At 67.6% G+C, this 14,516-nt stretch carries 13 protein-coding genes and 2 pseudogenes; 9 read left to right on the top strand and 6 right to left on the bottom strand.

Annotation, left to right across the window (positions count from 1 at the left end; genetic code table 11):
• Position 1: 1 nt before the first annotated feature.
• Genes M2163_RS01215 through M2163_RS01180 form a run of 8 tightly spaced genes read left to right on the top strand, consistent with a single transcriptional unit; the run spans position 2 to position 6,551 of the window.
• Positions 2-262, top strand: coding sequence for a hypothetical protein (locus M2163_RS01215; protein WP_280854941.1), 261 nt, complete (start codon positions 2-4; stop codon positions 260-262).
• Positions 259-1,410 (top strand): acyl-CoA dehydrogenase family protein, encoded by a 1,152-nt coding sequence (locus tag M2163_RS01210; protein WP_280854942.1) that lies wholly within the window; start codon positions 259-261, stop codon positions 1,408-1,410. The genes M2163_RS01215 and M2163_RS01210 overlap by 4 nt, the downstream gene beginning before the upstream one ends.
• Positions 1,407-2,459, top strand: coding sequence for an HAD-IIIC family phosphatase (locus M2163_RS01205; RefSeq protein ID WP_280854943.1), 1,053 nt, complete (start codon positions 1,407-1,409; stop codon positions 2,457-2,459). Before M2163_RS01210 ends, M2163_RS01205 begins: the two co-directional genes overlap by 4 nt.
• The gene (locus tag M2163_RS01200) at positions 2,456-3,415 is read left to right on the top strand and encodes an aminotransferase class IV (protein WP_280892894.1); all 960 of its coding nucleotides are present in this window, start codon (positions 2,456-2,458) and stop codon (positions 3,413-3,415) included. The genes M2163_RS01205 and M2163_RS01200 overlap by 4 nt, the downstream gene beginning before the upstream one ends.
• Positions 3,416-3,444: 29 nt before the next feature.
• Complete coding sequence (locus M2163_RS01195) at positions 3,445-4,251, top strand: hypothetical protein (RefSeq protein WP_280892893.1); 807 nt, start codon at positions 3,445-3,447, stop codon at positions 4,249-4,251.
• A 2-nt stretch (positions 4,252-4,253) separates the two neighbouring features.
• Positions 4,254-4,544, top strand: coding sequence for a hypothetical protein (locus M2163_RS01190; RefSeq protein WP_280854946.1), 291 nt, complete (start codon positions 4,254-4,256; stop codon positions 4,542-4,544).
• Complete coding sequence (locus M2163_RS01185) at positions 4,541-5,281, top strand: SDR family oxidoreductase (protein ID WP_280854947.1); 741 nt, start codon at positions 4,541-4,543, stop codon at positions 5,279-5,281. The genes M2163_RS01190 and M2163_RS01185 overlap by 4 nt, the downstream gene beginning before the upstream one ends.
• 1 nt (position 5,282) lies before the next feature.
• Complete coding sequence (locus tag M2163_RS01180; RefSeq protein WP_280854948.1) at positions 5,283-6,551, top strand: Gfo/Idh/MocA family oxidoreductase; 1,269 nt, start codon at positions 5,283-5,285, stop codon at positions 6,549-6,551.
• A gap of 703 nt (positions 6,552-7,254) precedes the next feature.
• Here M2163_RS01180 and M2163_RS01175 read toward each other — a convergent pair.
• The 5 genes and pseudogenes from M2163_RS01175 to M2163_RS01155 all read right to left on the bottom strand — a co-directional run.
• Positions 7,255-7,395, bottom strand: a pseudogene (locus M2163_RS01175) (short-chain dehydrogenase); the annotation flags it as partial.
• Between the two features lie 240 nt (positions 7,396-7,635).
• Positions 7,636-7,769 (bottom strand): annotated as a pseudogene (locus M2163_RS01170) (NADP-dependent oxidoreductase); the annotation flags it as partial.
• A gap of 314 nt (positions 7,770-8,083) precedes the next feature.
• Entirely contained in the window at positions 8,084-9,895 is a 1,812-nt protein-coding gene (locus M2163_RS01165; protein WP_280892892.1) for a BTAD domain-containing putative transcriptional regulator, read from the bottom strand.
• Positions 9,892-10,911 (bottom strand): methyltransferase, encoded by a 1,020-nt coding sequence (locus M2163_RS01160; protein ID WP_280854951.1) that lies wholly within the window; start codon positions 10,909-10,911, stop codon positions 9,892-9,894. Before M2163_RS01160 ends, M2163_RS01165 begins: the two co-directional genes overlap by 4 nt.
• On the bottom strand, positions 10,908-11,123 hold the full coding sequence (locus M2163_RS01155) for an MbtH family protein (RefSeq protein ID WP_280855148.1): 216 nt from the start codon (positions 11,121-11,123) through the stop codon (positions 10,908-10,910). Before M2163_RS01155 ends, M2163_RS01160 begins: the two co-directional genes overlap by 4 nt.
• Positions 11,124-11,314: 191 nt before the next feature.
• Here M2163_RS01155 and M2163_RS01150 point away from each other — a divergent pair, with 191 nt between their 5' ends.
• Positions 11,315-13,912, top strand: a complete 2,598-nt coding sequence (locus tag M2163_RS01150; RefSeq protein ID WP_348541518.1) for an amino acid adenylation domain-containing protein — start codon at positions 11,315-11,317, stop codon at positions 13,910-13,912.
• 207 nt (positions 13,913-14,119) lie between these two features.
• Here the strand turns inward: M2163_RS01150 and M2163_RS46550 are convergent, their stop codons facing one another.
• A complete protein-coding gene (locus M2163_RS46550) occupies positions 14,120-14,515 on the bottom strand; it encodes a hypothetical protein (RefSeq protein WP_348542149.1) in 396 nt (131 codons plus the stop codon).
• Position 14,516 lies beyond the last annotated feature (1 nt).

The raw sequence follows: 14,516 nt of genomic DNA, 5'->3' as shown, positions 1-14,516 counted from the left end.
AATGACCTCGAATGCAACGATCGACTACGACGTACAGAACAAGGTCGTCGGATTCGTCAGCAAGCTCGTAGGACGGCGGGTCGAGGCCGACGAGGCGCTCATCAGTTCCGGGCTGCTCGAGTCGCTCGCCGCGGTGCAGCTCATCCACTTCGTCGAGAACGAACTCGGCGTGGCCGTCGAGGACGGCGAGATCGACCTGGCGAACTTCGACTCGGCACAGGCGATCACCGCTCTCGTGCGGTCGAAGGCGAGCTCACGGTGACCACTTCGACGGCGCCTGCCGTCGCGGACGTGGAAGCCTTACTGGACTCGCCGGCCTTCGCCCAACGGCTCGCTGAAGCGGAGGAGTCCGAGCGCATCCCGGACGAGCTGTACCAGGAGTGCGCGCGGCGCGGCCTGTTCGCACTGGCCGTGCCCGAGAACTACGGAGGGCTCGGGCTACCGCTGCATGAACGTATCCGCCTGCACCGCCGCGTCGCCGCGCTTTCTGCCAGCCTGCAGAGCACCCTCATCGTGCATGAGATGGCCGTTCACGCGATTGCCCGGTACGGCCGTTCAGCGCTACGCCAGCAGTGGTTCCCCTCCATGGCGACCGGCGAGACCCTCGGCGCGTTCGCACTGAGCGAGCCCGACGGGGGCAGCAGCTTCGACCAGATACGCACCCTCGCGGTCGAGGACGACGGTGGTGTGCGCGTGACCGGGACCAAGTGCTGGGTCAGCTCGGCCGCCCGCGCGGGCCTGTTCGTCGTCTTCGCGCGGTCGCGGATCGGCTCGGTCGCCGTCCTGGTGGAACGGGACGCCCCCGGCCTGACGGTCACCGCGAGACCCTCGATGAGCGCATTCCGCGCCACCGCGATGGCCACAGTCGCACTGCAGGACTGCCCGGTCGCGGCGGATGCCAGGCTCGGGCCCGACGGTTTCGGCATGCTGTGGGTGGCGACCTCGTGCTTGAGCGTCGGACGGGTGCTGGTTGCCGCCGGTGCCTTGGGTGTTGCGTCCGCCGCGCACGACCGGATGCTCACCCACGTGCGGCAGCGGGCGGTCGGTGACCGACTCCTCGCCGACTACCAGTTGGTTGCTCATGCCGTGGCCCGGGCCCATGTCGCCAACAGCGCGGCATGGCTGCTCACGGAACAAGCGGCGGTGGCCATCGACGCTCACTCCCATGACGCCCCGACCCAGGCCATCGCCGCCAAGGTGGCCGCCGCGGACGCGGTCGGCTCGGCGACCGACGACGCACTGCGTTTCGAAGGGGCCGGCGGGCTCGTCACCGGCTCGCGGGCGGTACGCCACGCACTGGAAGCGAACGTGTACCGCACGATCGAGGGCAGCGCTGAAGCCCTGCTCACCGCGCTTGGCGGAAACCTCATACGGGCGCACGCCGGCGCCGAGGAAGGGGAGCCGGTATGAACGGCGTCCTCAAGTGCGTCATATGGGATCTGGACAACACCTTGTGGGACGGCGTCCTGCCCGAGGGCGACGATGTCGCGGTGTTCCCCGAAGCACGCGAGCTGGTCGACCGGCTGGAATGCGGGGGGATCGTCCAGTCGGTGGCGAGCAAGAACGACCACGACGACGCCTGGCAGCAGTTGACGACGAACGGCCTGCACGAGATGTTCGTGTATCCGCAGATCTCCTGGTCGGCGAAGTCGAGATCGGTGCAGCGGATCATCGAGCTGCTGAACATCGGCGCCGACTCCGTCATCTTCCTCGACGACTCGGAGTTCGAGCGTGGGGAAGTGGCGGCCGGCGTGCCCGGTGTGCGCTGCTACTCGCTCCAGGAGTTCCTGAAACTCGACGCGGACCACTGCCTCGTACCGTCAGATGTGACGCCCGACGCGGCCAGGCGGCCGAGCGCCTATCGGGAGGACTCGCACCGCAAAGCGGCGGAAGAGACCTTCACGGGAACATCGTCGGAGTTCTTGGCGTCGCTGAACATGGTTCTGACCGTCCGCGACGCGGACGCCGACGACCTCGGCCGAGCCGCGGAACTCACCGAACGCACCAATCAGCTCAACACCACCGGGGAGACGTACTCCGCCGAGGAGCTGGCCGACTATGTGAACGACCCGGAACACCGCGTTGTACTGGCGGAGTTGAGTGACCGCTTCGGTGACTACGGCAGGATCGGCCTGTGCCTGCTGCGGCGTCACGACGACCACTGGTCGATCGAGTTGCTGCTCATGTCGTGCCGGGTGATGGGCCGCAATGTGGGCACCGCGCTCATCGCCGTCGTCGCCGGGCTCGCGCACGCCGACAAGGTCCCCATCCGGGCGCGCTACCGGCCCAACGGCCGCAACCGCCAGATGCGCATCGCCTACTCCTTCCTGGGATTCAAGGAGGTCGTCACCTCCGACGGGGTGGAGATCTTCGAACACACCCAACCCGGTCGGCTCGCCGTGCCGGCCTACACCACGGTTTCACTGTCGCCCAATTGGATCGGAGACCCTCACCAATGACTGCTCACAACCCCGGCAACCCCTACCTCTGGCGCTCCGGCCGAATCGTCCCGTCGGCAGATGCCACCGTGCACGTCCGCTCCGTCGGACACGCTTCGGTGTCCGCCGTCTTCGAGGGCATCAACGCGTACTGGAGCGACACCGACCAGCAGCTCTACGTCTTCCGGCTGCGTGATCACCTGCAACGCCTGCTCCGCTCGGCGCAACTGTCCTACCTGACCGTCAGCCACACCGTCGACGAGCTGGAGTCCGCCACGCTGGAACTGCTGCGGCGCAACGACGTCCGTGGCGATGTCCATATCCGTCCCTGGTGCTTCATCGACGGCAACCCCATCGAGCAGATGGTGCCCGAAGGCGCGAAGTGCGAGGTGGTCATCGACAGTTGGGCGTTCAACAGCGCTCTGTCCGAGCCCCGCACCAGGAAGGCCGCCATCGCCTCGTGGGAGCGCATCAGCGGCAACTCGATGCCTCCCCAGGTGAAGGCGTTCGCCAACTACCACAACGGCCGCCTCGGCAACATCGACGCGCAGCGCCGTGGCGCGGACTGGCCGATCTTCCTCAACAGCCGTAACCAGCTGACCGAAAGCTCCGGTGCCACCATCGGGATGTTCTCCGGCGGCGTCTTTCACACACCGGGACTCGACAGCGGCATCCTGGACGGTGTCACCCGCGCGACGGTACTGGACCTGCTGAGCACGGAACTGGGTATCCCCGTGCAAGAACGGGACATCGAGCGCTCGGACGCGTACCTCGCCGACGAGTTCGTGTTCGTCGGCACCTCGTCCGAGGTGCTGCCGATCGTCGAGATAGACGGTCACGTCATCGGCGACGGTGACATCGGCCCACTCACGGCGCGGCTTCGAGCGGAGTACGAGTCGGTCCTGCGTGGCAGGCGCCCGGCCCGGGCCGGCTGGCTCACGCCGGTGTGGCCGGACGGAGCAGGGAACGGGCGCTGACCGTGCCGACCTCACACATCGTCTGCGGTGTGGGCGTTCCCCATGTACCCGTATTCCCGAAGCTGGTGGCGGAGGGCGACCACGACGTGCGGAGTCGCTACGAAGCAGTACGTGCCGTGCTCGAACGCACCGAGCCGGACCTGCTCGTGGTGGTCGCCAACGACCACCTGAACGCGTTCTTCCTCGACCGATTGCCCACCTTCTCGATCGGCATCGGGGAGCTGATGTCCGGTCCGATGGACGATGTTCCGGGGCTCGAGACCGGACCGCTGCCGACCGACACCGGCGCCGCGCGAGCGCTCGCGGAATCCCTGGTGCGTGACGACTACGACCTCGTGCTGTGCCAGGAGATCGACGTCGACCACAGCGTGATCGTGCCGTTGCACTTCCTCAACCACATGGGCGTCCCGGTTGTGGTGGTGAACATCAACGCGTACGTGTCACCCTTGCCGTCCGCACAACGCTGCCACGAACTGGGGCGTTCCTTGGGGAAAGCCGTCGAGGCGCTGGCCGGCGACCGTCGGGTCGCCGTGGTCGCGAGCGGCAGCTTCTCCCAGGAGGTGGGCGGCCCCCGCGTCGATGCCGGGCGCGCGTGGTCGGTCCCCCGCCCGGACTGGGCGGGTCGGATTGCCGAGCTGCTCACACGTGGGGACATCGAGTCACTGCTGGCCGAGTCCACACCCGGCATGCTTCGCGACGCGGGCACAGTGGCTGGTGAAGTGCTCAGCTGGATCACCATGATCGGTGCCGCGGGACCGGCGGGCGCGAACCTGTCTCCCCATCTCGACCACCGCTCCGGCGAAGCGTTCGCCTTCGGAACCTGGGAGGAGAGATAGAGATGTCGGTCTATGCCATCAACAAGTTCTGCCATCGGCTCACCCTCGACCCGGCACACTGCGCGGGAGCTCAGGCCGACCTGCCTGTGGCGCTCGCCCCGTACGACCTGACGCGCGCGGAGAAGCAGGCCATCGCCGACGGCGATGTGGACTTCCTGCACCGACAGGGTGCGCACCCGCTGCTCTTGGTGCGCCTGTATCAGCGCTCCATCGGCGGCCTCACCGAGGCCCTCTACTCGGAACGGATCCGCCGGTCGGCAACCACGGAAGGGGGACGACCATGGGGGAGTTGAGCAGCGATGAACGGTACTGCCTGATCACCGGCGCGACCGGAGGACTCGGCAGCGCTCTCGCGAGGGTGTTCTGCGCAGCCGGCTACCACACCATCGTGTCCGGACGTGACGAGCACAGGCTCCGGTCCCTGGCCGCCGAGCTGGGAGAGTCGGGCCGGGTCACCGCGATCACCGCCGACCTCGGCGACGCCGACGACATCCGTCGGCTGGCCACCGAGACAGCGGCGATCACCTCGCGCCTCGATGCCGTCGTCGCCGCCGCGGGGCAGGTCGCCGGAGACAGCTTTGTCACGCCGAGTGGGGCGCTGGAACGGTGGCGGGAGACGGTCCTGGTGAACGTGTTCGGCACGGCGGCGGTGGTGCGTGAGCTGCTGCCGGCGCTGATGGAAGCGGGCGGCAGCCTGTTTCTCATCGGCTCGGTCGTCGGCCGGAGCATTGTCCCAGGGGATCTCTACTCGGTCACGAAACACGCTGTGTCCGCGCTGGCGGAGGCTGTACGGGCCGAGGTCGAGCCGCTGGGCGTGCGCGTGTGCGTCATTCAGCCGGGGCTGATGGACACACCGATGGTCTCGGCCAGCAGACGGTCGCGCCCCAAGATGGATCCGGACGAGGTCGCCGCGGAGATACTGCGTCTGGCCGCCCCCGGATCTTCCCTGCACACCAACGAAATCGTCCTGCGGCCGTACGTCCGGCCGGCGTGGCAGACCGGAAAGGCATGCAATGTCGTCAGAACGTGAAGTGACAGTACTCGGTGGCGAAGGTGAGATCCGCTCGCTGCGGCCGGTCAGACTCGGCGTCGTCGGCTGCGGCGGCCACACCTACCGCAACGTCCTCCCGCCACTGCGGCAGATCCCTGAAGCGGTCATTGCGAGCTTCTGCGACTACAACGCGGAGAAGGCGCGCCTCTACGCGCGGGCGGCGGGCTCCGATGCGACGTGGCACACCGATCTCCACACGATGCTGTCCAGTGAGGACCTGGACGGGGTGATCGTGGTCGTCGGTTTCGACGACGAGAGCGGTGAGCCACTGTACCCGCCCGTCGTCGCGGAGATTCTGCGCCGGGGCCTGCCGGTGTGGCTGGAGAAGCCGCCCGCGGCTGACACACTCGGGGTGCGGCAGATGATCGACGCGGCACGGGAGGGGGGCACGTTCGCTCAGGTCGGCTTCAAGAAGGTGTTCTCGCCCGCCGTCGACCGGCTGAAGCAGCTCACCGCGCTGCCGGACTTCGGTCGGATCACCCAGTACACCTACACCTACGACGTCGACCTGCCCGCCGAGATCGGCAACCTCCGCTCCCCGTCCGGGCGTCGCTTCCTGGACGACTTCGTACACGTGGCGTCGGTGCTCGACTACGTCGTCGGATCGGCGTCCCAGGTCCAGGTCGTCCGCGGGCCCTCGGGTGCGGGCATAGTGGTGAACCAGCACGCCGACGGCACCATCGGGACGATCAGTCTTTCCAGCGCGGCATCGGGGCTTTCCCCGGTCGAACGGTTCGAAGTCGTCGGCGAGGGCGCCAACGCCGTTCTGGAGAACGGCGCTTACCTGCGGTACTACCCGCCCGGTGACCGGGGGCCGTACGGCACGAGCACCAGCTACCTCCCGCCGGTGGGCGTCGCGTCGCCGCCCGATCACGGCCCACGCGTCTGGGAGCCTGAATTCTCCCTCGGGAATCTGCATGGCGGTTCCCACTTCGTGCAGGGCTACTACCACCAGATGCGCCACTTCGTCGATTCGGTGCGTTCCAACAGGCCTCCGCAGCGGTGCGATCTCGCGGCGGCACTTCGAGTGATGAGCTTCCTGGAAACGCTGGCCGGCGGTTTCGGCGAATGGCGGGACATCGCGGGGCAACCGCAGGTCACCTACCAGCACGTGGTGGATGCGCCCCAGTCGTTCACGTGTTCCGTATGCGGTAACGGCATGACGCTCAAGGACGGATGGAACTACGTCTGCCGCACCTGCGGGCTGACCCGGTCCGGTCAGCAGAGCGCAGACGCCGCCCGGGTGTGACCGACTCCGCTCCAGCGCTGTGCCAGATGATCTCAGGGATACGGCGACGAGGCTCCCGGCAGGACAGACGCTCGACCGACGTCCGGCGGTCCGCAAGGGAGCCTCGTCGGACGCCCAGTTCGACGGTCCACCTGCCTCGATGGCAGACGAGCGGGTCACACCGAGCCGGCGGCACATGTCCGAGAGCTCATTCGACGCGCACTGTGCTCCGTGCCGCCGCGCAAGATCGTCCTGTGAAAGGCCGCCGCCCCAGCTACGGGCGGCGGCTTCGAGGACATTGGTGACCAGCTCGGTCGGCATACGGTCGGCGGTCGACCAGGCCGCGAGCCGCCGGAAACGCAGGTACAACACCATTGTTATGGGGGAGAGGAGGCCACTGCCGATGGATACAGGTCCGGCTCCTCGGCCGTTTCCGGATCCGGGATCGAGGTGCGGACGTTCTTGCGCAGGTGTGCGTACCGGAGGCTGTGCGGCGCATCACCGCTCGACGCGGTGAGGTCGCTGCGGGGTGGGTTCGCGCCACCTGGTGTAGCCGCTCAGGTGCGCGGAATGCCCAGGCCACGGCCCTGACAACCCTTGCCGCACGGCTTGTCGTGCTCACTCCACGGTGACCGGCGACAATTGCAGTGCGACACATGGCGGGATGGGTCTGTCGGGCCCAGAACAACAGGCGACGGATTACGATCGGCTCCGATGAGCTTCCCGCGAGGATGATGGCGCCGCCGTGATGCGCCCACTCGCCTGCCGTGGCGAGGCCGAGTCCCGAGTTCGCGCCCGCCGCGACCGCTGTCCGCCGGCTCTGGTCGGGGATGTCAGATGCAGCCGATGGCGCCCGTCGGGGCAGGTGTTCACGCAGGTGCCGGTGAGGCTACGCACGCATACCGGAACGCCGGCGCGCCGCGGTCGACACGGCGGGGCTCACCCGGGTCGGTGTAATAGGGCGGGACTCATCGCCACGCTGCATGTCGTCGCAGGAGAGGGTGGCCACCGTCGCCGAGATGCTCGACAACGACACGATCCGGGCCGCGTACCTCACTCCGCCGAACACGGCGTGAGGTGAGTGCAGCATGGGCCAGAGGGCTACCTACGCGGCCCCTGCGCGCACGAGCATCTTGCCGGTGTTCTCTCCCCGCAGGAGCGCGCGGAAGGCTTCGACCGCGTTCTGAGGCCATCGACGATGGTCTCATCGGCGACGAGCGAGCCATCGCCGAGCCAGGCCGCCGCGCGGGGCACGTGGTCGGGGATGAGACCGAGGTGATCAGTGATGGTCTCGTCGGGAGACATGCAACCTCTGGGACGTGGGCTCGGTGCGCTTTCGTGCCGGCATTCTCCACGCGCTGTGCCTCAGCGTCCTGCCTGTTCCCCATGACCAGGACGACGAAGTCGTCCGCGTAACAGACCAGATTCCCGCTGAGCCCGGAGCTCGCCGGCACTTTTGAACGTGTTCTTCGGGACTCGTCCGTCCCCTTGGAGCGGCTCTCGCAGGCGATCTCTCCCCGCACGGCGTCAGGATGCTGAGACGTCAGGCTTTCTCAGGCCAGGGACAGCAGCTGCCGCAGCGCGTATGGATTGCCCTCACTGCGTTTGTGCAGTGCCAGGATCGCTTCGGCCTCCACGTCGGCCTCGACCTGGGCGGCGACCAAGGCCGCGACCGCGTGCTCGGACAGGCCCCCAAGCCGCAAGGTCCACGCCCGGGTGTGACCCAACACCTGCTTCAGCGCCGCGTGCGACGGGCTCTCGGTCATTGAGCCTGGTTCGGCGCTGGTCACCAGGATGCCCAGCGGCACGTCGGGGAGACGGCACACGAGCAGGTGCAGCAGGTTCAATGAGAAATAGTCCGCCGACTGCAGATCGTCCAGCACGAGAAGGAGAGGCTGCTCTCTGGCCAGCGAGGCAAGGACGGAGCACACCGCGTCCTCGACGAGGAACGGCGCCTGCGGGGGCGGTTGCTCGTCCGGCACAGCCTGCGCCGTGCCCAGTGACAAGGCGGGCAGGAGTCCGCCGAGCACACGACCGTACCGTGCCCCGGCCGCACGGAACGCCTCGGGGCGTGAGGTGGACAGCCGCCGCAGGACCGGGGCCCACATTCCGTAGGCGGGACCGTTCTCGCTGCGGAAGGAGACACTGATCACCTCCCGCCCGGCCTCCCGTACCCCCCGCGCGACTTCCGCCGTCAGCTCGGTCTTGCCGATCCCGGCTTGACCCGTCACGGCCGCCAGACCGCCCTCGCCGGACAAGGCGGCGCTCGCCCAGGCCGTCAGCACAGCCAGTTCGTAGTTCCGGCCGACGAACGGCAACGATTGCAGACTGTGCGGAACTCGCGCCCCCTCGCTTGACTCTGCCTGCTCACCGAAAGTGACCGGCCATGTGTGCGAGCCGGAGGTCACGGCCTCCTCGCGGTCGCCACCCGTCGGGGCCTCAGCAAGCGGTAAGGGCACCGCATCGACTCTTTCCTCGCGCACGCCCACGTGCACGGCGGCGTGGTCGCCGAACGTCAGGTCCTGCCGCAGTATGGAGGTGTGGATCCGCTGGAGTTCGGCGCCGGCGTCGACACCCAGCTCATCCGCCAGATGGGCGCGCGTGCGCTCGAACAACCTCAGCGCGTCGGACTGCCGTCCCAGCCGGTACAGACCGGTCATCAGATATCCGATCAAGCACTCGCGCATCGGATACCGCTGAGCCTCCGGGTACAGCCGCGCCACGACGGCATCATCCTCCCCGAGTGCCAGGTACGTCTCTGCCTGCAGCTCCACCGCGGTCAGCCGCGTCTGCTCCAGCCGGGCGCTCTCCTCGGCCATCGGCGCGTAGTCGACGAGATCCAGGTAGGGGTCGCCCCGCCACAATGCCAGCGCGGCGGTGAGCCGGTCGCGGGCCGCCCGGTAGTCCCTCGCCGACATGTCGCGCCGAGCCTGGATCACCAGCCGCTCGAACCGGTAGGCATCCACTTGTTCCGGGCTGAGTGTGAGGACATAGCCGGGCGCCTGATAGCGCACCAGCGTCGATGCACCTTCCGGCCCCGCGCTCAGGCTGAGCGCACGGCGCAGATGACTGATGTACGTGTGCAGGGTGGCCGTCGGGCGCTGAGGCGGACGGTCGCCCCACAATTCATCGATGAGCTGCGGCACGGGGACGACCTGTCCCAGCCGTACCAGCAGCAGTCCCAGCAGCGCGCGATGGCGCGGCGGGCCCAACGGCAGCTCCCGTGCCCCGTGCAAGGCGACCGTCGTCCCGAAGACCCGCATCTTCAAAGGCCTCACCGAGTCGTCCGCCAATTCGTCCCCGGTGCTCGCTCCGAGCACAGCGGGGTGGGCCTTGATCGATTCGCTCTCGTGAAACGGGCTCACTTGGCTTCGACCAGCGAGAAGTAGGAATGGGGGACAGGGGTCACCGAGGACATCGCGAAGCCGGCTTGCCGCAGCAGGTTCTCGAAGTCGGTCTCCGTGCGCTCTCGGCCGTTCATGAGCACCATCATGGAGATGTCGCTCCAGATGCTTGGATGCCACCGGTTGTCGGGAGGCAGAACCATGTCAATGATGATGAGCCTCCCTCCCTGACGCAGTGCGGCCCTGCTGTTGCTGAGGATCGTGAGTACCTGTTCGTCGGTCCAGTCATGCAGCACACCGCAGAGCAAGTGCGTGTCCGCCCCCTCCGGCAGCCCTTCGAAGAAGTCGCCCCCTTCCAGCCGGACTCGCTCGCCCAGCGCGACCAAGTGCGGGTATTCCCTGACCCCATCGACGACCGGGGGCCGGTCGAAGAGAATGCCCTTGAGGTGTCCTGCTTCCCGCAGTACGCGATCGATGACGAAGCCGTCGCCGCCACCGATGTCCATGACAGTCTCGGACTGCGACCAGTCGGGCACGGTGACGAACTGCCCGTACAACCGTCCCGCCCGCTCCCGCATCCGCCGAAGGAAGGCACGATTCGCCTGCATGTCGGCGTCCTTGTGCTCGAAGAATTCCGCGCCGTGGGTGTTGTCGAAGACAGGCCGTCCGGTGCGGAAGGTCTCCAGGGCACCGAGCCAGGCGCGCTGTGAATCGGTGTTCAGTATCGACTCGCGGACACTGTTCTCGGCGTCGGCCCGCAGCCGGTGCCCGGCCGCGGTCAGCCGGAAGAGACCCGGTCGCTCTTCGTCGACCACACCTACGGACGCCAATGCCCGCAGGAGACGGCGCAGGGCGGCGAGGTCGGTGTCGGTCTCTGCGGCGATCTTCTGCGCTGAGCAGATTCCTGCCGCGATGACCTCGGCGATGCCGAGCTGGGCCGTGATCCGCAGTACGTGTGGCAGCACGGCCACACAGCTGTCGTCCGCCAGGGTCAGGAAGTCGTCGAGGAGCGCCGCAGGCGTATGTGTATCGGTCATGATCCGGACTTCTCCATTGCGGTGACCAGGCTCGTGGGCCTCATGTCGGTCCAGTTCTGCTCGACGTATGTCAGGCATGCGTCCCGCGAGTCCTTCTCGTGCGCCACGTGCCAGCCTGCCGGCACCTCGCGGAGGTCGGGCCATAGCGAGTGCTGCCCCTCGTCGTTCACGAGCACCAGGAACATGGCGTCCGGATCGTCAAACGGATTCACTGCGGGCTTCTCCCATTCGGTAGGCACAGGAGCGTCGGTGGCACCAACGTCCCCGACGTCGCGCACCTCGAACATCGGCAATGACCGCAGTTACGCCGGATACAACCGGGGCGACGTAACCATGCGGTTTTCGCGGATGACACGCGCAGTCCGGGCCCAACACCCTGGAAACGCTTGCTGAACGACCACAGATGGGTGGCCATGTGATGACTTCTCTGCTTGCAGCACCACCGGCTGCGGAACACGCGAAATCGGTGCACGAGGCTTTCGCGGCCCAGGCGGCCCGGTCACCGGATGACGTAGCCGTTCGCTCGGCGGGCCGGGAACTGACTTACCAGGAAGTGGATCAGGCGGCCAACCGACTGGCCCATCGGCTGCTCCGGCTCGGGGTCGTGCCGGAGACGCCGGTGGCGATCCTAACGGAGCGAACCACGGATGTCGTGGTCGCGATTCTGGCCGTGCTCAAGGCGGGGGGCGTGTATCTGCCGCTGCACAGCGGTTTCCCTCGGGAACGCATGGAATGGATCCTGCGCACGAGCGGGGTGCCGGTGTTGCTGACCGACCGGGCCACGAGCGCATCACCTCTGCCCGCCGGCCGTCACACCACGGTCGTCGTCGACGACGACCCGCATGTGGACGGACTGCCGGCGACCGATCCGGCGGTGGCGAGCCATCCGGACCGGCTGGCATACATCATGTTCACGTCCGGTTCCACGGGCTTGCCCAAGGGAGTCGGGGTGACGCACGGGGATGTTGTCGCGCTTGCGACGGACCCGTTGTTCGCCACGGGGCACCGGGACCGCGTGCTGATGATCGCCCCCTATGCCTTTGACGTCTTCACCTACGAGGCGTGGGTGCCACTGCTGCACGGCGGCACCACCGTCATCGCCGCGACCACCGGCCTCGACGCCGCGACGCTCGCACAGACCCTGGCTGCTGAGCGGATCACCGGACTTCACGTGACCGCCGGATTGTTCCGGGTGGTGGCCGAAGCGGCACCCGAAGTGTTTGCCGGTCTGCGCGAGGTCCTGACCGGCGGTGACGTCGTCTCCCCGGCAGCGGTGCGCAAGGTGCTCGAGCACTGCCCGAACACTGCGGTACGGGCGATGTACGGCCCGACGGAGACCACGCTGTTCGCGACCCACCACAAGCTGAACTCTGCCGAAGCTGTCGGAGCGAGCGTCCCTATCGGGCTGCCCCTCGACGGCGTTCGGGTGTACATCCTGGACGCGAAGCTCGCCGTGGTGGACGCCGGCACGGCCGGCGAGTTGTACATCGCCGGGGCAGGAGTGGCACGTGGCTATCACGGCCGGTCGGCTCTGACCGCCGAGCGGTTCGTGCCCGATCCCTTCGGGCCGCCGGGCTCACGGATGTACCGCACGGGAGACATGGCCCGCTCGTCCGCCGACGGGACGCTGGAGTTCCTTGGCCGGTTGGACGACCAGGTGAAGATCCGTGGTTTCCGGGTCGAGCTGCCCGAGATCGAGTCGGTGCTCGCGTCCCATCCGGATCTTTCCGATGTCGCCGTGGTCGCCCGTGAGGTGAGTCCCGGCGACAAACGGCTCGTCGCCTATGTGGTGGGACGAACCACATCCGACAGCACCGGTCTTCGCGACTTCCTCGCCGCGAAGCTGCCCGAGTACATGGTGCCCTCGGTCTTCGTCAGGATCGATGAGCTCCCGCTGACTCCCAACGGCAAACTGGACTACCGGGCCCTGCCCGAACCCATTTTCGAAGGTCCCGCTCTGTACCGTGGCCCGCGTACCGCTCAGGAACAGATCCTGTGCACGCTGTTCGCCGAGGTGCTGGGCGCCGAGCGGGTCGGCATCGACGACAGCTTCTTCGACCTCGGCGGGCACTCCCTGCTTGCGACCCGGCTGGTGAGTCACATCCGCGCCGTCCTGGGCGTCCGGCTGTCCATGCGCAGCCTGCTCGACGCGCCGACGGCCGCAGGGCTCGCCAGGCTGCTCTTCGACGGCGGGCAGGACAGCGAAAGGGCCCTGGGTCCCGTACTCACGCTCCGCTCCGCGGGCAGCCGCGCACCGCTGTTCTGCGTGCATCCGGGCAGCGGCACGGCATGGTGCTATTCGGGCCTGCTGCGGTATATACCCGGCGATCACCCGGTGTACGGGTTGCAGGCCCGAGGTCTGGCGGGGGGAGCGAAGCTGCCTTCGACACTGGCCGAGATGACCGAGGACTACCTTGGCCAGATCCGCAGGATCCAGGCCACCGGACCGTACCACTTGGCCGGCTGGTCCTTCGGCGGGACAGTCGCCCACTCTCTTGCGGTCCGACTGCAGGAGCAGGGCGAGGACGTGGCCTTCCTCGGCGTCCTGGACTCCCGCTATGACCGGCTGCATGGCACACACCGCGCTGTCACCTCACGTGAGCTGCTGACACTGGCCTTTGACGGGATCGACTCCTTCCGGCTGGAAGCCGGTGACGGGCCCCTCCCGCCATCGCGGGTACTGGAGATCCTCCGGGAACGCCCGGGAATCATCAGCAGTCTCGACGAGCGCACCGTCGCGGCGGTCCTGGAGATCACGTCGAACAACCTCACGCTCAACGCGGGGGCCACGCCCGCCGCTTTCGACGGCGACCTGCTCTTCGTCGAGGCGACCGGCGCGGACGGCGAGCCCTCAGGGCTCGCCGACTACTGGAAACCCTATGTGACCGGCCGGATCGACCGACAGGTCGCTCCCGTCGACCATCTGCGCATGATGACCCCGCAGGCCCTCTCGGTCATCGGCCCCATGCTCACCAAGTCCCTGAAGGAGATCTCGTCGTGACCGTGACGCAGACAGGGGTCCCGGCTGACCTGAGTGAGGTCAACCTTGCCGACCCCGCGACGTTCGTACGGCTCGACATGGACGAGACATGGCGGCGGATACGTGCCGAACGACCCGTCTGGCGTCACCCGAAGACGTCGTTCGGTCCGGCGTTCTGGGTGCTGTCACGGTATGCGGACGTGGTGTCGCTGTTCAGCGACGACCGGTTCAGCTCCGTTCCTGGAAACATGCTGCCCTCGCTACTGAAGGCCGGCGGCGATCCGGCGGCCGGCCAAGATACTCGCACTCACCGACAACCCACGGCACAAAGCCCTGCGGACCAATTTCCTCAAGGCGTTCACGCCCCGCATTCGCGCGCTGATCGCCGACCGCCTCCAGGAGCGAACGGACCACCTGATCGGGGCGAAGATCGGGATCGGCGAATTCGACTTCGCCAAGGAGGTCGCCGAGCCGATTCCCATCGGCACCATCTGCGATCTGCTCGGCTTTCCGCCGGAAGACCACGAACGGCTGCTGGAGCTGAGCCGCGACGCGCTCAGCTCCGACGAGGTCGGCCAGACAGAGGAGGACGCCTGGCTCGCACGCAACGAACTGCTGTTGCACT

The sequence above is a fragment of the Streptomyces sp. SAI-135 genome (genome assembly GCF_029893805.1).
In the GTDB taxonomy this organism is placed as follows: Bacteria; Actinomycetota; Actinomycetes; order Streptomycetales; family Streptomycetaceae; genus Streptomyces.
Note: the sequence above shows the minus strand (reverse complement) of the source record. Positions and strands in the feature narration are given on the sequence as shown.